This window comes from Roseobacter sinensis (assembly GCF_025755255.1).
Taxonomy (GTDB): Bacteria; Pseudomonadota; Alphaproteobacteria; order Rhodobacterales; family Rhodobacteraceae; genus Roseobacter; species Roseobacter sinensis.
The window spans coordinates 185,229-202,911 of sequence record NZ_JALIEB010000008.1 but is presented as its reverse complement, the minus strand read 5'-3'; the positions used below and the strand labels follow the sequence as shown (position 1 = coordinate 202,911).

Genomic DNA, 17,683 nt, shown 5'->3' with positions numbered 1-17,683 from the left:
GGCGCGGGCTCAAGCCCGCGCCGCCCGGCGCCCCACGCGGATCGCATCAATTCTTGATGCGATACCAGTCTGCGATGTTCCACAACTCGGAATCCCAGTCGGACATCTTCACGCCGCCCAGGGTGTTGGAATGGGCGGACGGGTTACCGCGATGGACCAGCGGGATGATCGAGTAGCTCTGGATGATCATGTCGTTCATCTGCTTGGCCAGCTCACCCCGCTCTTCAAGATCGGAGGTGACGGACATTTTCTTGACCAGCGCGTCATATTCTGACTTGCAGAAGCGCTGGATGTTCGAGCCTTGCCACTGGGTCGCGGGCGTCGGGATGTCCGAGCAGAGCCAGTTCGCCATATAGGCCTCGGGGTCCACACCGGCGAAGTTGTTGGTGTACATCTCGATGTCGGCATAGAACTTCTGGAACGTATCGGGCGAGCCCGGATCCCCACCGAAGAAGACCGAGGCGTCGATGTTGCGCAATTCGGTTTCGACGCCGATCTGGCTCCACCAGTCCTTGATGAGCGCCTGCGTGTCCTGGCGCACGGCGTTGGTGGAGGTTTGATAGAGCACCGACAACTCGACCCCATCCTTGTCGCGGATGCCATTGCCGTTGGTGTCGACCCAGCCCGCCTCATCCAGCAGTGCGTTGGCCCCTTCGATGTCCTGTGTCAGGCAGTCATTGGCCTCGGACGCATAAAGTGCGGGCGCAGGCAGCACGTTGCAGGTGGGCTGGCCACCGGCGCCATAGCCGACCTCCACGATGAGCGCGCGGTCAATGGCCATCGACAGCGCCTGGCCCACTTTCGGGTCGGTCAGGAAGGGGTGCGCGTTCTCGCCGTTCATGAAGACCGACCGCTTGTCGGGGCCGAGCGCCGGGTCGGGATTGGTCTGGTTCAGGTGCAGACGCTCCACCGAGGTGCCGTAAGCGGCCACCACCGTGCCCTTGCCCACCGCTTCCATGCGATCCAGCACGTCGGGCGCAAGCTGCAGGTTCCACGCATAGTCGAATTCGCCGGTTTCCAGGACCGATCGGGCTGCCGCCGCGGCATCCCCACCGCCCTTGAATGTCACCGTGGCGAAGGCCGGTTTGCCCTCTTCGCGATAGTTCTCGTTGGCCACATAGGTGATCACGTCATTGGGGCGGAACTCGCTGACCACGAAGGGGCCGGTGCCGATTGGGCCGAAGTTGGCGTCGGTGCACTCAGGCGCGCGGGCGCCGAGGCAGTCTTGGAACTGCGCTTTCTGCAGGATTGGCGACTCGGCGCCCACGAAGGCCGTGTAGGGGAAGGGCTTGGGCGCCTCGAAGGTGATCTTCACGCCGCGTTCGCCCTCGGCTTCGACCGAGGCCACACCATCAAAGTAGCTGACACCGGCGCAGCCGCTCTCGGGGTGAGTGCAGTATTCATGGGTGAAGATCAGGTCTTCCGCGGTCAGCGGGGTGCCATCGGACCAGAGGACGCCTTCCTTCAGCGTCCATGTGATCGAGGTCAGATCCTCCGCGACACCACCGTTTTCGACCGTTGGGATCTCTTCGGCGAGCCAGGGTACCATTTCACCTGCTTCGTTGAAGCGTGCGAGTGACTCCAGAACAAGGCTGGCCGCTTCGTTTTCCTTCGTGCCGCCGGACAGGAACGGGTTCAGGGTCGAGGGCGCTTGCCAATAGATGATGTTGAGTTGACCATCGCGGCCGCGTTCGCCTTGATGGCCGTCCGCGAGCAGCGCGGGCGCATAGGCTGTTGTGGCGATGGCCCCCAGCAATAGGGTTCTGAGTTTCATGTTCTACTCCATGTTGGACACGTGAATGCCAGGATGAGCCGCGGTTCGAGCGCAGCCGTTTTTTGCCGTCGTTCGGGGAGATGCAGAATGCCGTGTAACGCCGTCTAATGACGCTGTTTTTCACCTGCCCCCTAGATGCATATGCCCATCGAAACAGCTTTTGCGGAAAAAGCAACCCTTCTGATGGCTGACGTCATGGAAAGCGGTGGGCTGCGGGTTTGACACTGCCGCCGGCTTGAGCATAGCGTCGAAAAACGACCAATATCAGGAGCGGCAATGCTGGATCAGGAACACGGTGGCGGCGGGCCGGAGCCGATCGCGCGGCTGAAAGGGCTGCGCGTGGAGTTCCAGACAAAGGATGGCCCCGTTGTCGGGGTCGAGGATGTGTCCTTCGATATCAACCCCGGCGAAACCGTCTGTGTGGTGGGCGAAAGCGGCTCTGGCAAATCGGTGTCTTCGCTGTCGCTCATGCGGTTGGTCGAGTTCGGCGGCGGCGCGATCACCGGCGGTCAGCTTTGGTTTGGCCGCTCGGGCCGTGCCGATATCGATCTGGCGAAAACCGATGGCGATGAGATGCGCCAAATCCGCGGCAACGAGATCGGGATGATCTTCCAGGAGCCCATGACGGCGCTGAACCCCGTCTTCACCGTTGGACGGCAGTTGACCGAAGGGCTGCGGCTGCACAAGAACATGGGCAAGTCGCAGGCGCGCGCCCGGGCGTTGGAGCTCTTGCGCGAGGTGCGGATCCCGGAGCCGGAGCGGCGGCTCGATCAGTATCCGCACGAGCTTTCGGGCGGCATGCGTCAGCGCGTGGTGATTGCCATGGCCCTGGCCTGCAAGCCACGCCTGCTGATCGCGGATGAGCCGACGACCGCGCTCGATGTCACGATCCAGGCCGAGATCCTCGCGCTCATGGACCGGCTCAAGCGCGAGACCGGCACGGCGGTGATGTTCATCACCCACGACATGGCGGTGGTGGCGCAGATGGCCGACCGTGTGGTCGTGATGTTCCGCGGCAACAAGGTCGAGGAGGGCCCGGTCGAGCAGATATTCGAAAGCCCGCAGCATCCCTATACCAAGGCGCTGCTGGCGGCGGTGCCGAAGCTCGGCGAGATGCGCGGCAAGGCCTGTCCCGAGCCCATGAAGCTCTTGGGCAAGCCGCAGGCCGAGATCAAACCGATCCCCGGCACCGATGAGGTGTTGTTGCGGGTGAAGAACCTGGCCACCCGGTTTCCGGTCAAGGGCGGGTTCTTTCGCCGTACGGTGGCGAATGTGCACGCGGTCGAGGATGTGTCCTTCACGCTGAACAAGGGCCAGACCCTCAGCCTCGTGGGTGAGAGCGGCTGCGGCAAGTCGACGGCGGGGCGCTCGATCTTGCGTCTGGTCGATCCGCTGTCGGGTGAGGTCAATCTTGACGGCACGGATATCATGGCGCTGGATCAGGCGCAGCTGCGGCGCGCGCGCCTCGACATGCAGATGATCTTTCAGGACCCCTTTGCGTCGTTGAACCCGCAGATGCAGCTCTCCGATCAGGTGGCCGAGCCAATCCACAACTACGGCACGCTGAAGGGCAGCGAGGTGCAGGACCGCGTTGCGATGCTCTTTGACCGGGTCGAACTGCCGCGCAGCTTCATGCGCCGCTATCCGCACGAGCTGTCGGGCGGGCAGCGCCAGCGGGTGGCGATTGCGCGGGCGCTGGCGCTGAACCCCAAGCTGATCATCGCGGATGAGGCGGTCTCGGCGCTTGACGTGTCCGTGCAGGCGCAGGTCCTGAACCTGATGATGGAACTGCAGGCCGAGCTGGAGCTGTCCTTCCTCTTCATCAGCCATGACATGGCCGTGGTGGAGCGGGTCAGCCACCACGTGGGCGTGATGTATCTGGGCCGTATCGTCGAGATGGGGCCGCGGGCGCGCGTGTTCGAGAACCCGCAGCATCCCTATACCCAGGCGCTGATGAAGGCGGTACCCATCGCCGATCCGCGCCAGCGCAAGTCCGAGAGCGAGCTCAATTTCAAGCCGATCCCCTCACCGATCCACCCGGCCGACTACCGACCGGAGCCCTCGATCTACAAGGAGGTTGCGCCGGGCCACCAGGTCCTCGTCACCGACAGCGGATATGACCGCAGTGAGGCCATTGTCGAGGTCGAAAACCGTCTGCGCGACGGGCAGGAAGAAGCGGAGGGAGCCGGCGGACGCCGCCTGTATGACTGACCGCCTCACGCCGCTGGAGATCATGCGGCAGCTGGTCTCCTTTCCGACCGTCAGCCGCGATACAAACCTGCCGCTGGTTGACTGGGTCGAAGCCTATCTGGCCGAGCACGGGATCACCGCCCATCGCTACACCGACCCCGATCAGCCCAAGGCGGCGCTCTTTGCCCATGTGGGGCCGTGGGAAGAGGGGGCGATCGTGCTCTCCGGCCATACGGATGTGGTGCCGGTCGACGGCCAGCCCTGGGACACGGACCCTTTTGAGTTGGTCGAGAAGGACGGGCGCTACTTCGGGCGCGGCACCTGTGACATGAAGGGCTTTGATGCGCTCGCGATCTGGGCGCTGGTCGAGGCGCATCACGCCGGCATCAAACGCCCCTTGCAGATCGCGCTGAGCTTTGATGAGGAGATCGGCTGTACCGGTGCGCCGCCGATGATCGAGGCAATGCAGCCCGTTCTGCCGAAGGGCAGCGCCGCGATCATTGGCGAGCCATCGGGCATGCGCGCGGTGTCCGGGCACAAGGGCGGCTGCGGCTTTGACACCCATGTGCAGGGGTTCGAGGTGCACAGTTCGATCATGGACCGCGGCGTAAATGCGGTGATGTTCGGGGCCAAGCTGGTGGACTGGGCCAATCAGATGAACGCGGCCAATCGGGACCGCACCCCGCCCGAGCTTGCAGCGCTCTTCGATCCGCCCTTCACAACGGTGCATGTGGGCATGATCGCGGGCGGAACCGCGCACAACATCACCGCGAAGGATTGTCGCTTCGCGATGGATTTCCGGGTGGTGCCGGGCGAGAACAAGAAGGCTTGGGAGGCGCGGTATCGCGCCCGGGTGGCCGAGGTCGAAGCCGAGATGCAGGCAATTGCGCCCGAGACGCGCATCGAGATCACACCGCGCTTCGACGTGCCCGCGCTCAAGCCCGAGACCAGCGGTGAGGCCGAGGCGCTCGTCCGGGGGCTCACCGGCGACAATGCAAGCCATGTAGTGAGCTACGGCACCGAGGCAGGCCAGTTCCAGCGGGCCGGCTACTCCGCGGTGATCTGCGGGCCAGGCGATATCGCCCAGGCGCACCAGCCGAACGAGTTCATCTCGGTGGCAGAGTTCGAGGCAGGACACGACTTCATGCGCCGCCTCGTGGCCCGGCTGGGGGCATGAGCCTGGGCCTGCCACAGCCGGGTCGGGTGGGCTTTCAGGCCACCCGCCACCGGTGCCGGAGATGACAGCCTTTCCGATTTCTCTTGAGACGCCCATCCGCTTTTCCGGGCCGTTGCCTGCAACTGCGGATGTGGCGGTGATCGGCGGCGGGGTTATCGGGGTCAGCACCGCGCTCTTTCTCGCGCGCGCGGGGCGCCGGGTGATTCTTCTGGAGAAGGGGCGGATCGCCGGAGAACAGTCCAGCCGCAACTGGGGCTGGATCCGCCAGCAAGGTCGAGACCCCGATGAGCTGCCGATCATGGTGGAGGCCAACGGCCACTGGCGCCAACTCGCGAGCGAGACCAACCGCGACATTGGCCTGGTGCAGGGCGGCGTGACCTATCTTGCCGAGACCGAAGCGCAGATGGCGCGCTATGCGGCCTGGGTACCGCATGCACAGACGCAGGGCGTCGACACGCGGGTGCTGAGCCGGGCGGAGACGGCCGCGCTGCTGCCCGGCGTCGCAAAGCCCTACGTCGGAGCGCTGCACACGGCCTCGGACATGCGCGCGGAACCGTGGGTCGCGGTCCCGGCGCTTGCGGAACTTGCCGTGCGCGCCGGGGCGCAGATCGTCGAGGGCTGTGCCGTGCGGTGCCTCGACCTTGCTGCTGGCCGGGTCTGCGGCGTTGTCACCGAGCAAGGCCGGATCGCTGTGCCTGAGGTGGTTCTGGCGGGCGGCGCTTGGTCGGCGCTCTTCCTGCGCAATCACGGCGTTGCCCTGCCGCAGCTGTCGGTGCGTGCGACCGTGGCCGCAACCACCGCGCTGCCGGAGGTCGCGGCTGGAGGGATGGCGGATGCAACCCTGGCCTTCCGACACCGGCAGGACGGCGGCTATACTCTGGCACCCGGCGGGTTTCACGAGCTCTTTCTCGGCTGGGACGCCTTGCGCGCACTGCCGAAGTTCCTTGCGCAATTGAAGGCCGAGCCCTTCGGCACGCGCTTTCTGCCGGCCGCCCCCCGGGGCTATCCCGATGGCTGGCTCACGCCGCGGCGCTGGAGCGGTGAGAGGCCCAGCCCCTTCGAACATATGCGCGTGCTGAACCCGGCCCCTAATGCGGCGAAGGCACGCCAGCTGAAAGAAGCCTTTGCCGAACGCTTCCCCGCGCTTCCCGCATTCGACATCGCGCGCAGCTGGGCCGGCATGATCGACACGATGCCCGATGTGGTGCCGGTCATCGACCGGATCGCCGCGCTGCCGGGGCTGACCATCGGCACCGGCATGAGCGGGCATGGCTTTGGCATCGGACCCGCCATGGGACGCATTCTGGCCGATCTGGTGCAGGGCAATGCGCCGGGACACGATCTCAGCCGCTTCCGCTTTGGCCGCTTCGCCGACGGCACACCCATGCGCATGGGTCCCGCGCTGTGACATCGGCGGGAGGCTGCCGAGCTTCGGCTTGAAGCTGCCGGAACGCGCGATAAGATGCGCCGCGCGGCCAAAGTTGCAACCCTTCTGCCCGCGGCGCGGCGTCCGGATCAGCCTGAGCAGGGCGCACCCGTGCCGAGCCCCCTCGCTACCCCAATGGCCTCACGCCATCTCAAGGAGAGATCGTCCATGCCCGTGAAGAACCGTTTCGCCGAATTGCACGAGGAAATCACCACGTGGCGACGGGATCTGCATGAGCACCCCGAACTGCTCTTCGACACGCACCGGACCTCGGCGCTAGTGGCGGAGAAGCTGGCGGCGTTCGGCTGCGACGAGGTGGTCACCGGCATCGGGCGCACGGGCGTCGTGGGTGTCATCAAGGGCAAATCCGACACCTCGGGCAAGGTGATCGGGCTGCGGGCCGACATGGATGCCCTGCCGATCGTCGAACAGACCGGCGTGCCCTATGCGTCCAAGACGCCGGGTGCGATGCACGCCTGCGGGCATGACGGGCACACGGCGATGCTGCTTGGGGCCGCGAAGTACCTTGCCGAGACGCGCAACTTCGACGGCACCGCCGTGGTGATCTTCCAGCCAGCGGAAGAGGGTGGCGCCGGAGGGCGCGAGATGTGCGAGGACGGCATGATGGAGCGCTTCGGCATTCAGGAGGTCTACGGCATGCACAACTGGCCGGGCCAGGCGCCGGGCAGTTTCTCGATCCGTCCGGGGGCCTTTTTCGCGGCCACCGATGTTTTCGAGATCGAGGTGGAGGGCAAGGGGGGCCACGCCGCCAAGCCGCATGAAACCATCGATACCACCGTCGTCGCCAGCCAGATCGTGGTTGCAGCCCAGACGATTGCCAGCCGCAACGCCGACCCGGTTGATCAGATCGTGGTCTCCGTCACCTCTTTCGAGACCTCGTCGAAAGCCTTTAACGTCATCCCGCAAAGGGCCACGCTGAAGGGAACGGTCCGCACGATGACGGATGAGATGCGTGATCTGGCCGAGACGCGGCTCAAGAGGCTCGCGCAAGGGGTTGCCGAGAGCTTCGGCGCAACGGCGCGGGTGGAGTACATCCGCAACTACCCGGTGATGGTCAACCACGAGGAACAGACGGCATTCGCCGCCAAGGTGGCGACGGATGTTTCGGGGGCCTGCGAGGAGGCGCCGCTGGTCATGGGGGGCGAAGATTTCGCCTTCATGCTCGAGGAACGCCCGGGGGCCTACATTCTGGTCGGCAACGGGCCTGGCGCGGCCGTGCATCACCCGGAATACAACTTCAACGACGATGCGATCCCGGCCGGATGCAGCTGGTGGGCCGAAATCGTCGAGCAGCGCTTACCGGCGGCCTAGGACTCTGAAAGCAGCCGCCGGTAGACAGCCACCAGCGCCGCGGCCTCTGTCTCGATGGAAAACCGCGCCTCGACGTGGCGGCGGGCGGCTGCGGACCAATCGCGCAGGCGCTCGGGGTCCATCAGGATGTGATGCGCGGCGGTGCGGATCGCCTCGGCATCGCCTGGTTCCACCAGCAGACCGGTTTCCCCATCGACGACCAGCGCCTCGAACGCACCGACGCGGGTGGCCACGACCGGGCAGCCGCAGGCCATTGCCTCGATCGGGGTGAGGCCGAACCCCTCCCAGCGTTGAGGTGCGATGTAAACGTCCAGGATGCGGTACCAATCCGCCATGGCCTCGGGGGGCACTTCGGGCATGAAGCGGATCCGGCCGGACAGCCCGGCATCGGCGATCTTCGCCCGCAAACCCTCTTCGAAGGCGCGATGCTCCGCCGTGGCCCGGCCCATGACAAGCGCGGTGGCCGTGGGGTGGTCCTCCAGCAGGCCGATCATCGCATCGACGTAGACATCCGTGCCCTTCTGCGCGCGGATGCGGCCGTAGCAGCCGATGACCGGGCCATCCTCGGCGATGCCGAGATCCCGGCGTAGTTTCGTGCGGTCGGAGGTGGGCGAAAACCCTGTTGTATCAATGCCGTGCATGATGACCTGCGACGGCCCTTCCAGGTAGCCCGCGGTTTTGTCCGATGTCGCCACCACAGCATCCATGCGCCGGATCAGCCAGCGGGTGAGCCCGGTCTGCCGACGCTGCGAGGCGGAGGTGAAGAGCAGCTTCAGCCGCTTGCCCAGCAGATACCGCAGGGCCAGGCCGCCGATCATCTCCACATTGCGCCGCGCGTGCCAGACCCGCCAGCCGCCCGGCCCCCGGCGCGACATCCAGGGCAGTGCGGAGAGCGGAACTTGCGGCACGTGATCGGGCAGCACGGGACCGGTGGCTGCAATCGCGATCTGACGCGACTGAATCGGCACCAAGCGGATGATGGTCGCCGTGACACCGGACAGGCGCCGCTTGAAGTTGGGCGCGATCACCTCGACGTCGCGCAGGGCTGTGCGGGTCATCGGGACGGCTCCGCCAGCTTCAGGATGTGAATCAGACGCCTGGCAAGGTCATCGAGGGCATTGGATCGGTCTTGGACAAAGCTCTCTGCCGCTTCGAGCGCTGCGCGTCGTGCGGCGGGCTTGTCGTAGAAGTCTGCGACCGCCTTGGCTAACCCGGCGGCATCTTCGACGAAACCGGCGGCACCTTTGGCCCGCATGTTGTCGTAGGTCTCGGCGAAGCTGGCGACGTGCGGTCCGGAGATCACGGCTGCGCCGGCCTGCACGACCTCGAATGGATTGTGCCCGCCGATGGGCCGGAGCGAGCCGCCCAGAAAGACCACATCGGTGAGCGCATACCAATTGCCCAGCTCGCCCAACGTGTCCGCGAGATAGACCGCCTCGTCGTCGCGGGGCAGCTCGTCCTTGGAGCGTGTCGCGAAGCTGAGGCCTGCGGCGGCGATCAGAGCTGCCACCTCAGCGCTGCGGTTGGGGTGACGCGGCACGAGAACCAGCGCAAGATCCGGGTGGCTTGCGCGCAGTCGTGCATGGGCTGCCAGCACGATCTCCTCCTCACCGGGATGGGTCGAGGCGGCCACCCAGAGACGGCGGCCCTTGAGGGCTGCGCGGATCTGCGCCAGCACTGCGGGATCGGTGGGCAGCGGCGCCGAGAGCGCCTTGAGGTTGGTGCCGCGCGCCACCCGATCGGCGGGGGCGTGCATGTCGACCATGGCCTGCGCCATCTCGTCGTTCTGCGTCAGGATCAGCACGAAGACGTCCAGCACATAGGCCGCCAGCGCCGGTTGACGCGCCCAGGCCGCGCGAGACTTGGCGCTGAGCCGCGCATTGACCAGCGCCATCGGCGTCTCCCGCTCATATGTCATCCGCAGCATACGCGGCCAGAGCTCGCTTTCCACGAAGATCGCGGCATCCGGACGCCAGTGATGCAGGAAGCGGCTGAGCGGTCCGCGGGCATCCAAGGGGGCGAATTGATGCACGGTCCGCGGCGGGATCCGCTCGGCCACCAGTTTGGCCGAGGTGGGGGTGCCGGAGGTAATGAGAAACTGCGCGCGCGGCAAGACCTCACCCATCTTCGCGATCAGGGCCAGCACCGACAGGCTCTCGCCCACAGAGGCCGCGTGAAACCAGATCAGCTGGCCACTGCCCGAGCGGGGCTGGCTGGCATGGCCCATCGTTTCGTGGGCGCGCAGGGCCGGGACGCCCTGTTTGCGCAGTTTCCGGATCTGTGCCCAGGCCGCGAAGGGCGCCAGCAGCACGGTGACCGCCACGTAGAGATGGTAGAGCGGCGGTGCGCGCATGGAGTGGGTCAGCCGCCCGTATGGCTCATATGGCGCGGCATCTGACCGTCGAGCCGCTGGCGGGAATAGTCGAAATCGTGCCCCTTGGGCTTCAGCGCAATCGCAGCGCGGATCGCGTCTTCGAGCGGGCCGTCGTCCTGCGGATGGGCGCGCAGCGGCGCGCGCAGGTCGGCGCGGTCTTCCTGGCCGAGGCACATATAGATCTCACCAGTGCAGGTCACACGCACCCGGTTGCAGCTTTCACAGAAGTTGTGGCTGAGCGGGGTGATGAAGCCGATCTTCTGTCCGGTTTCCTCCAGCCGGACATAGCGTGCCGGCCCGCCGGTGCGTTCGGCGAGATCGGTCACGGTATAGTGTTCGGCATAACGCGCGCGCACGTCTTTCAGTGACCAGTATTGGCCCAGACGATCTTCATTGCCGATGTCGCCCATGGGCATGACCTCGATCCAGGTCAGATCCATGTCGCGCGCGGCACACCATTCGGTGATCTGGGGCAATTCTTCTTCGTTGAAGCCCTTGAGCGCCACGGCGTTGAGTTTCACGCGCAACCCTGCGTCCTGCGCCGCATCGATGCCGCGCAGCACTTGGGGCAGGCGGCCCCAGCGGGTGATCTCGGCGAATTTGGTCTCGTCCAGGGTGTCGAGCGAGACGTTCACCCGCCGCACGCCCGCCGCGTGGAGATCCTTTGCAAAGCGCTCCAGCTGGCTGCCATTGGTCGTCAGCGTCAGCTCCTTCAAAGTGCCGGCGTCGAGATGACGCGACATGCTCTGGAAGAAGGTCAGGATCCCTTTGCGCACCAGCGGCTCGCCCCCGGTGATGCGAAGCTTCTGCACACCCAGACCCACGAAGGTCGAGCAGAGCCGGTCCAGCTCTTCGAGCGTCAGCAGCTCCTTCTTGGGCAGGAAGGTCATGTTTTCCGACATGCAGTAGACGCAGCGGAAATCGCAGCGGTCCGTCACCGAGACCCGAAGGTAGGTGATGGCGCGGGCAAAAGGATCGATCAAGGGCGCTGTCATAGCAGTATAGGTAAAGTGCTGCGCGGGGCGCAGCAAGAGGTTAACGGCATTGATGCTCTGCAGGTGCTGTGGTTTAGACGGGGCATGACAGTTGCCCGACCGCTTCGCCTGCTTGTGTTCAGCGCCGTTTCGGCCCTTGCGGCCTGTGCTGATCTTGAGCAAGGGATCAATCGTGCTCTGGGTGGCGGTGGCACGGCTGCGCCCGAGCAATCGGCCGCGCCGGCGCGGGGCTTGCCCACGGCCCGCGCAAACGATCCCGACGCCCTGGATCAGTCAACCGCCGAAGAGCGGGCTGCGGCGACGGCTGCCAGAGCGGGCGGGCGGTCGTTGGGTCAGACCGTCGCCTCGCTTGGCAGCCCGGCAGAACCCGGGTTCTGGCTGAAGACGCCGCTTGTCTCCGCCGAGACCGCCGGCCGGGTGCGCGATCGCCGAACGGGCGAGGCTGTGGCGGTCACGCTCCAGCCGATCAGCGGGCCGCCCACAGCGGGCAGCCGCCTGTCGCTCTCGGCCATGCGGGCGCTTGGCGTCAGCCTGACCGATCTGGTCACGCTTGAAGTGACGGGCTAGGCGGTCTCTTCCCGGCCGAGAATATGGGTCGGCAGCCCGTCAATGGTGCTCTGGTTGCGGGTTTCCCAATACTCCGCAATCCCGTCTTCCCCCTTGCCGTCGGCCCAGGTCTTCAGCACGTCGCGCTCGCCCGCGTAGTCCATGAACGGCACCGCAAAGCCGCAGCTTGACTGCACCAGGTCGATGGAGAGGTCATAGATCTGACGCGCGCCGGGCGAGGCCGGGAAAAGCCCGTTCAGCTCGGCGAAGCCAGTATCCCGCGGGTGCAACGTCCGCGCCGTGCCATAAGTGCGCAGGATCATCGGCTTGGCCGCGAATCCGCACCACATCAGCGTCATGCGGTTGATCTGCGCGAGATGTCCGGCGGTCTCGTTGCCAGAGCCGGTGAGGTTGCGCCACACGATCCGGGTTGGGGAGAACACGCGCAGGCTGTCCATTCCCTTTGGCGAGATGTTCACACGGCCCTCTGGTGCTGCGGTGCCGACAAAAAAGATGTGCTGCGCTTCGATGAAGCGGATCAGCACGTCGCTCAACTGATCGAATTGCTTGCCCATAGGTCACTCCACGGTCACGGATTTTGCGAGGTTGCGCGGCTGATCCACGTCCGTCCCCTTGGCGACGGCCGTATGATAGGCCAAGAGCTGCGCAGGGATCGCGTAGAGGATCGGGGTCAGAACGTCGGGCACGGTTGGCAGCGCGATGGTGGCGAAGGCGCCGTCACCCGCCTCGTCGAGCCCCTGGCGGTCAGAGACAAGGATCACCCGGCCCTTGCGCGCCATCACCTCCTGCATGTTGCTGACGGTCTTGTCAAAGAGCGCGTCGCGTGGCGCCATGACGACGACGGGCACGTTTTTGTCCACGAGCGCGATGGGGCCATGCTTGAGCTCGCCAGATGCATAAGCTTCGGCGTGTATATAGCTGATTTCCTTGAGCTTCAGCGCGCCTTCATGGGCAAGCGGATACATCAGGCCGCGGCCCAGAAAGAGCACGTCGCGCGCTTCGGCGAGTTTCAGGGCGGCCTTCTGCATCTCGGTGTTCGCTTCGAGCGCGGTGGCGATGACGCTGGGAATGCCGCGCAGGGCAGACAGGTGATCGGCCAGGCTCTCGTCGTCGATCTCGCCGCGGTCCTGGGCGGCTTTCAGTGCGAGGATGAACAGCACCGTGAGCTGGCAGGTGAAGGCCTTGGTCGAGGCCACGCCGATTTCCACGCCCGCGTGGATCGGCATGACAAGATCGCTTTGGCGCGCGATCGAGCTTTCGGGCACGTTCACCACCGACAGGATGCGGTCGGCCTTGCCCCCGCAATAGCGCAGCGCGGCAAGTGTATCCGCCGTCTCGCCCGACTGGCTGACAAAGAGCGCGGTGGTGCCCGCAGGGATGGGGGGCTCGCGATAGCGGAACTCGGAGGCCACATCCACATCGACCGGCAGCCGCGCGATCTGCTCGAACCAGTACTTCGCAGTGAGGCAGGCGAAATAGGCTGTGCCGCAGGCGACCATGGTCAGCCGCTCGATCTTGGAGAAATCCACGCCGGGGTCGGGCAGATGGATCTTGCCCTCATGGTCGAGATAGTTGCTCAGCGCCTGGCCGATCACCGTGGGCTGCTCGGCGATTTCCTTGGCCATGAAGTGCTTGTGCCCGCCCTTGTCGATCAGCGTATCGCCGATCTGCACCGTCTTCACCGGGCGGTTGGCGAGCCGGCCGTGGGCATCGCGGATTTCGACACCGGCGCGCGTGACCACAGCGCTGTCGCCTTCTTCGAGATAGCTGATCCGGTCGGTCAGCGGGGCAAGCGCGATCGCGTCGGAGCCCACGAACATCTCGCCGTCGCCGTGGCCAATGGCCAGCGGCGAGCCCTTGCGCGCGGCCACGATCAGGTCGTCCTCGCCGGAGAAGAGGAAGGCCAGCGCGAAGGCCCCGTGCAACCGCCCAAGCGCCTGTCGGGCCGCCTCTACCGGGGCCGCGCCCTGGCTCATGTAGTGCTCTGTCAGCAGGGCCACGGTCTCGGTGTCGGTCTGAGTGACGAAGCTCACGCCATGATCGGCGAGTTCGGCGCGCAGCTCACGGAAGTTCTCGATGATCCCGTTGTGCACGACCGCGACGCGCCCTGCCTGATGGGGGTGCGCATTCTTGACGGTCGGCGCGCCGTGCGTCGCCCAGCGGGTGTGGCCGATGCCGGACTTGCCGGTGAGCGGTTCGTGCACCAGAAGATCCGAGAGATTCACGAGCTTGCCGACCGCGCGGCGGCGGTCGAGGATGCCGTCCTCGACGGTGGCGATACCGGCGCTGTCATAGCCGCGGTATTCGAGGCGCTTGAGGGCCTCAACGAGAATCGGTGCCGCTTCGTGACTGCCCAGCACCCCTACAATTCCACACATTTTCAGCTGCCTCTTTGAAGTTTTGCCTTCTTGGCCTTTAGTATTGTCAACAATTTGGTGGCCATGCCCGGTTTCTCGACTTGGGGCGCGCGCGCGATGGCAAGCGCCTCGGGTTCGACGTCCGAGGTGATCACCGAACCGCTGCCGGTCATGGCCCGGTCACCGATGGTGACAGGCGCCACCAGCATGGTGTTCGACCCGATGAAGACCTCATCCCCGATTTCGGTGCGGTGTTTCATAACCCCATCGTAGTTGCAGGTGATCGTGCCCGCGCCGATGTTGGTGCGCGCGCCGAGCGTCGCATCTCCGATGTAGCTGAGATGGTTCACCTTGGTGCCTTCGCCGATCTGCGCGTTCTTGACCTCGACGAAGTTGCCGATCCGGGTGTCCTCGCTCAGCTCCGCACCGGGGCGCAGGCGCGCATAGGGCCCGACGATGGCGCCGCGGGCCACATGGCAACCTTCGAGATGCGAAAACGCGCGGATCGTGGCACCGGATTCGACGGTCACGCCGGGCCCGAACACAACGTTCGGTTCGACAATCGTGTCCCGCCCGATCACCGTGTCGAAGGCGAACTGCACCGTCTCGGGCGCAGGCAGGGTGACACCATCCTCAAACGCGCGGGCACGGGCGCGCGCCTGGAAGGCGGCTTCGGCGCTTGCCAGCTCTGCCCGGGTGTTGATGCCGAGGGTTTCGCTTTCGTCGCAGACCACGACCGTCGCGCTGTGCCCGCGCGCCCGGGCGAGGCCGACGATATCCGTCAGATAATACTCGCCCGCGGCGTTGTCGTTGCCGATGGCATCCACCAATTCGAAGAGCAGCTGGGACCGGCAGGCCACCACGCCGCTGTTGCAGAGCGTGATCGCGCGCTGCGTGTCGTCCGCATCCTTGAATTCGACAATACGCTCGAGTGTGTCGCCCTGCATCACCAGCCGCCCATAGCGCCCCGGATCCGCCGCCTCGAAGCCCAGGATGACCACGTCATGGGTTGCCTGGGCGTCGAGCATCGCCTGCAGGGTATCAGAGCTGATAAAGGGCGTATCGCCGAACAGCACGATGACCGTGCCGCTGAACCCCGCGAGCTCTTCGCGGGCCTGCGCGGCGGCATGGGCGGTGCCGAGCTGTTCAGCCTGCTCGACCACCTGGGCTTCGGGGTCATGCGCTAGTACTGCCGTGCGCACCTCGTCTGCGCCATGTCCGGCGACGATCACCGTGCGCTCGGGCGCGAGGCTTGCGCCGGCCTGCATGGCATGGATCAACAGCGGGGCACCGGCAAGCGGGTGGAGGACCTTGGGCAGATCCGAGTTCATCCGTGTGCCCTTGCCTGCGGCCAGGATGACCAAAGCGGTTGTCATGTCGTTTCTCTTTGTATTCTGCTGCACACCTCTTTATCCGTCTGGCGCAGCGGCGCAAGGCACAGGCCCATCAAAGAAGGTTGCGGCTTGCAATATGATTGGGCGGTGTTCTGCCCAGATTGAGACCGGGGAGCAGAGATGAAAACGGTGATCTTCGATCTCGACGGCACGCTGGCGGACACCAGCGGTGATCTCATCGCGGCGGCCAATCACTGTTTCCGCGACATGGGGGCGGGCGATGTGCTTGACCCCGTGCAGGACGCCGGCACCGCTCTGCGGGGCGGGCGGGCGATGCTGACCCTCGGCATGTCCCGGCTGGGGCGGGGGGACGAGGTGGCGACGATCGATCGTTACTATCCGATGCTGCTGGAGGCTTACGGCGCAGCCATCGACGTGCATACGCAAATGTATCCCCGCGCGATGGAGGCGGTCGAGGTGTTGAAGGCCGGAGGCTATGGCGTTGGCATTTGTACGAACAAGCCCGAGGGTCTGGCCGAGACGCTGTTGCAGCGGTTGGGCGTGCGAGAAGCCTTCGGCGCGCTGGTGGGTGCCGATACGCTGCCCGTCCGCAAGCCGGACCCCGAGCCGCTCTTCGAGGCTGCGCGCCGTGCGGGCGGCGATCCAGCCCGTTGCGTGCTCATTGGCGATTCCGATACCGACCGCAATACCGCGCGGGCCGCCGGCGCGCCCTGCGTGCTGGTCACCTTCGGGCCGGCGGGCGGCGACATGGCCGCGTTGGAGCCGGACGCACTGCTAGACGACTATGCGGCCTTGCCTGCGCTGGTGGACCGTCTGCTGGCTTGACCGGGGCGCCGCCCGCCTGCAAGGTCCCTGCGAGTGAGGGCATCAGATGACAGAGCGTTTCGAAGGCAGTTTCACCCAGCAGGAAGCGATCCCCGAAGCGGGCATCGAAGCGGCGCTGAAGGTCATGCGCAGCGGGCGGCTGCACCGCTATAACACCGCGCCGGGTGAGATCAGTGAAACGGCCCTGCTGGAGCAGGAGTTCGCAACCGCGGTGGGCGCGAAGTACTGTCTTGCCGTGGCCTCGGGCGGCTATGCGATGGCGACAGCCTTGCGTGCGGTCGGCGTGAAACCGGGTGATGCCGTGCTGTCCAATGCCTTCACGCTGGCGCCGGTGCCTGGGGCAATTGCGGCGGTGGGTGCAAAACCGGTTTTCGTCGGTGTGACCGAAGCGCTGACCATCGACCTCGACGATCTGCGCGCCAAGGCGGAGCAGGCGAAGGTGCTGCTCTTGAGCCACATGCGCGGGCATATCTGCGACATGGAGGCGCTGATGGAGATCTGCGACGGCGCTGGTATCAAGGTCATCGAGGATTGCGCCCACACCATGGGGGCCGCCTGGAACGGCGTGCCCTCCGGGCGTTACGGGGTCGCGGGCTGTTATTCCTGCCAGACCTACAAGCATGTGAACTCTGGCGAGGGCGGGTTCCTTGTGACCGATGACGTGGAGGTGGCGGCGCGGGCGGTGATGCTCTCGGGCTCCTACATGCTCTACGAGCGGCATCTGGCGGCGCCGCCGATGGAGGCGTTCGAGACGATCCGCTACGAGACGCCGAATATCTCGGGCCGCATGGACAACCTGCGCGCGGCGATCCTGCGCCCGCAGGTTGCCGACCTTCCCACGCAATGCGCGCGATGGAACGAGCGCTATCGGCGGCTGGAGGCCGGGCTCCGCGGCACGCCGGGTCTGACCGTGATCGAGCGGCCCGAGGCGGAGACCATCGTGGGCTCATCCATTCAGGTGCTGCTCCTGGATTGGGCGGCAGCGGACGTGCAGGCCGTGGTGGCGCGCTGTGCTGCGCGCGGGGTCGAGTTGAAGTGGTTCGGCGGCGCGGAGCCTGTGGGCTTCACCAGCCGCTACGATAGCTGGCGCTACGCCGAGACACCCAGCCTGCCGGCCTCTGACCGGGTGTTGGCGGGCATCCTCGACATGCGCGTGCCGCTGACATTTTCGCTGGAGGACTGTGACCTGATTGCCCGCATCATCCGAGCCGAAGTCGGCGCGGTTTATCAGGAGCAGTCGACCGCCGCGGAGTAAGCCGCCCGCTTGACCGGTGCGGCCCGCTGTGACATTAATGAACGCATGTTCAATAA

14 protein-coding genes are annotated in these 17,683 nt (G+C 65.7%); 7 read left to right on the top strand and 7 right to left on the bottom strand.

Going from position 1 to position 17,683, the window contains the following annotated elements; translation table 11 throughout:
• Positions 1 to 46: 46 nt before the first annotated feature.
• The gene (locus MUB52_RS13855) at positions 47 to 1,774 is read right to left on the bottom strand and encodes a peptide ABC transporter substrate-binding protein (protein ID WP_263844819.1); all 1,728 of its coding nucleotides are present in this window, start codon (positions 1,772 to 1,774) and stop codon (positions 47 to 49) included.
• Between the two features lie 276 nt (positions 1,775 to 2,050).
• Between MUB52_RS13855 and MUB52_RS13850 the strand changes: the two genes are divergently transcribed.
• From MUB52_RS13850 to MUB52_RS13835, 4 genes are all read left to right on the top strand, one after another.
• Positions 2,051 to 3,985: an ABC transporter ATP-binding protein gene (locus MUB52_RS13850; RefSeq protein ID WP_263844818.1), complete on the top strand. Its 1,935-nt coding sequence runs from the start codon at positions 2,051 to 2,053 to the stop codon at positions 3,983 to 3,985.
• Positions 3,978 to 5,141, top strand: a complete 1,164-nt coding sequence (gene argE, locus MUB52_RS13845) for an acetylornithine deacetylase (protein WP_263844817.1) — start codon at positions 3,978 to 3,980, stop codon at positions 5,139 to 5,141. Before MUB52_RS13850 ends, argE begins: the two co-directional genes overlap by 8 nt.
• 61 nt (positions 5,142 to 5,202) lie before the next feature.
• Complete coding sequence (locus MUB52_RS13840; protein ID WP_263844816.1) at positions 5,203 to 6,549, top strand: NAD(P)/FAD-dependent oxidoreductase; 1,347 nt, start codon at positions 5,203 to 5,205, stop codon at positions 6,547 to 6,549.
• A 186-nt stretch (positions 6,550 to 6,735) separates the two neighbouring features.
• Positions 6,736 to 7,899 carry a M20 aminoacylase family protein gene (locus MUB52_RS13835; RefSeq protein WP_263844815.1) on the top strand — a complete coding sequence of 388 codons (1,164 nt, stop codon included), beginning with the start codon at positions 6,736 to 6,738 and terminating at the stop codon, positions 7,897 to 7,899.
• Here MUB52_RS13835 and MUB52_RS13830 read toward each other — a convergent pair.
• Genes MUB52_RS13830 through moaA form a run of 3 tightly spaced genes read right to left on the bottom strand, consistent with a single transcriptional unit; the run spans position 7,896 to position 11,268 of the window.
• Positions 7,896 to 8,957: a glycosyltransferase family 4 protein gene (locus tag MUB52_RS13830; protein ID WP_263844814.1), complete on the bottom strand. Its 1,062-nt coding sequence runs from the start codon at positions 8,955 to 8,957 to the stop codon at positions 7,896 to 7,898. The two genes, MUB52_RS13835 and MUB52_RS13830, sit on opposite strands and share 4 nt — an antisense overlap.
• Positions 8,954 to 10,252 (bottom strand): 3-deoxy-D-manno-octulosonic acid transferase, encoded by a 1,299-nt coding sequence (locus tag MUB52_RS13825; protein WP_263844813.1) that lies wholly within the window; start codon positions 10,250 to 10,252, stop codon positions 8,954 to 8,956. Before MUB52_RS13825 ends, MUB52_RS13830 begins: the two co-directional genes overlap by 4 nt.
• A gap of 8 nt (positions 10,253 to 10,260) precedes the next feature.
• The gene (moaA, locus tag MUB52_RS13820) at positions 10,261 to 11,268 is read right to left on the bottom strand and encodes a GTP 3',8-cyclase MoaA (protein WP_263844812.1); all 1,008 of its coding nucleotides are present in this window, start codon (positions 11,266 to 11,268) and stop codon (positions 10,261 to 10,263) included.
• 84 nt (positions 11,269 to 11,352) lie between these two features.
• Here moaA and MUB52_RS13815 point away from each other — a divergent pair, with 84 nt between their 5' ends.
• A complete protein-coding gene (locus MUB52_RS13815) occupies positions 11,353 to 11,835 on the top strand; it encodes a hypothetical protein (protein ID WP_263844811.1) in 483 nt (160 codons plus the stop codon).
• Here MUB52_RS13815 and MUB52_RS13810 read toward each other — a convergent pair.
• Genes MUB52_RS13810 through glmU form a run of 3 tightly spaced genes read right to left on the bottom strand, consistent with a single transcriptional unit; the run spans position 11,832 to position 15,568 of the window.
• A complete protein-coding gene (locus MUB52_RS13810) occupies positions 11,832 to 12,389 on the bottom strand; it encodes a pyridoxamine 5'-phosphate oxidase family protein (RefSeq protein ID WP_263844810.1) in 558 nt (185 codons plus the stop codon). The genes MUB52_RS13815 and MUB52_RS13810 overlap by 4 nt on opposite strands.
• Positions 12,390 to 12,392: 3 nt before the next feature.
• Complete coding sequence (glmS, locus tag MUB52_RS13805; RefSeq protein WP_263844809.1) at positions 12,393 to 14,213, bottom strand: glutamine--fructose-6-phosphate transaminase (isomerizing); 1,821 nt, start codon at positions 14,211 to 14,213, stop codon at positions 12,393 to 12,395.
• Positions 14,214 to 14,215: 2 nt separating this feature from the next.
• Positions 14,216 to 15,568: a bifunctional UDP-N-acetylglucosamine diphosphorylase/glucosamine-1-phosphate N-acetyltransferase GlmU gene (gene glmU, locus MUB52_RS13800; RefSeq protein ID WP_263844808.1), complete on the bottom strand. Its 1,353-nt coding sequence runs from the start codon at positions 15,566 to 15,568 to the stop codon at positions 14,216 to 14,218.
• Between the two features lie 138 nt (positions 15,569 to 15,706).
• Between glmU and MUB52_RS13795 the strand changes: the two genes are divergently transcribed.
• Complete coding sequence (locus MUB52_RS13795) at positions 15,707 to 16,372, top strand: HAD-IA family hydrolase (protein ID WP_263844807.1); 666 nt, start codon at positions 15,707 to 15,709, stop codon at positions 16,370 to 16,372.
• A gap of 46 nt (positions 16,373 to 16,418) precedes the next feature.
• Positions 16,419 to 17,627 carry a DegT/DnrJ/EryC1/StrS family aminotransferase gene (locus MUB52_RS13790; protein ID WP_263844806.1) on the top strand — a complete coding sequence of 403 codons (1,209 nt, stop codon included), beginning with the start codon at positions 16,419 to 16,421 and terminating at the stop codon, positions 17,625 to 17,627.
• The last annotated feature ends 56 nt before the right edge of the window (positions 17,628 to 17,683 follow it).

Bases quoted from the DNA above. Each gene is read 5' to 3' on its own strand.
- MUB52_RS13850 (WP_263844818.1), top strand. From the start codon at position 2,051: ATGCTGGATCAGGAACACGGTGGCGGCGGGCCGGAGCCGATCGCGCGG.
- MUB52_RS13855 (WP_263844819.1), bottom strand. From the start codon at position 1,774: ATGAAACTCAGAACCCTATTGCTGGGGGCCATCGCCACAACAGCCTAT.
- MUB52_RS13815 (WP_263844811.1), top strand. From the start codon at position 11,353: ATGACAGTTGCCCGACCGCTTCGCCTGCTTGTGTTCAGCGCCGTTTCG.
- MUB52_RS13835 (WP_263844815.1), top strand. From the start codon at position 6,736: ATGCCCGTGAAGAACCGTTTCGCCGAATTGCACGAGGAAATCACCACG.
- glmS (WP_263844809.1), bottom strand. From the start codon at position 14,213: ATGTGTGGAATTGTAGGGGTGCTGGGCAGTCACGAAGCGGCACCGATT.
- MUB52_RS13790 (WP_263844806.1), top strand. From the start codon at position 16,419: ATGACAGAGCGTTTCGAAGGCAGTTTCACCCAGCAGGAAGCGATCCCC.
- moaA (WP_263844812.1), bottom strand. From the start codon at position 11,268: ATGACAGCGCCCTTGATCGATCCTTTTGCCCGCGCCATCACCTACCTT.
- MUB52_RS13840 (WP_263844816.1), top strand. From the start codon at position 5,203: ATGACAGCCTTTCCGATTTCTCTTGAGACGCCCATCCGCTTTTCCGGG.
- MUB52_RS13830 (WP_263844814.1), bottom strand. From the start codon at position 8,957: ATGACCCGCACAGCCCTGCGCGACGTCGAGGTGATCGCGCCCAACTTC.
- glmU (WP_263844808.1), bottom strand. From the start codon at position 15,568: ATGACAACCGCTTTGGTCATCCTGGCCGCAGGCAAGGGCACACGGATG.
- MUB52_RS13810 (WP_263844810.1), bottom strand. From the start codon at position 12,389: ATGGGCAAGCAATTCGATCAGTTGAGCGACGTGCTGATCCGCTTCATC.
- argE (WP_263844817.1), top strand. From the start codon at position 3,978: ATGACTGACCGCCTCACGCCGCTGGAGATCATGCGGCAGCTGGTCTCC.
- MUB52_RS13825 (WP_263844813.1), bottom strand. From the start codon at position 10,252: ATGCGCGCACCGCCGCTCTACCATCTCTACGTGGCGGTCACCGTGCTG.
- MUB52_RS13795 (WP_263844807.1), top strand. From the start codon at position 15,707: ATGAAAACGGTGATCTTCGATCTCGACGGCACGCTGGCGGACACCAGC.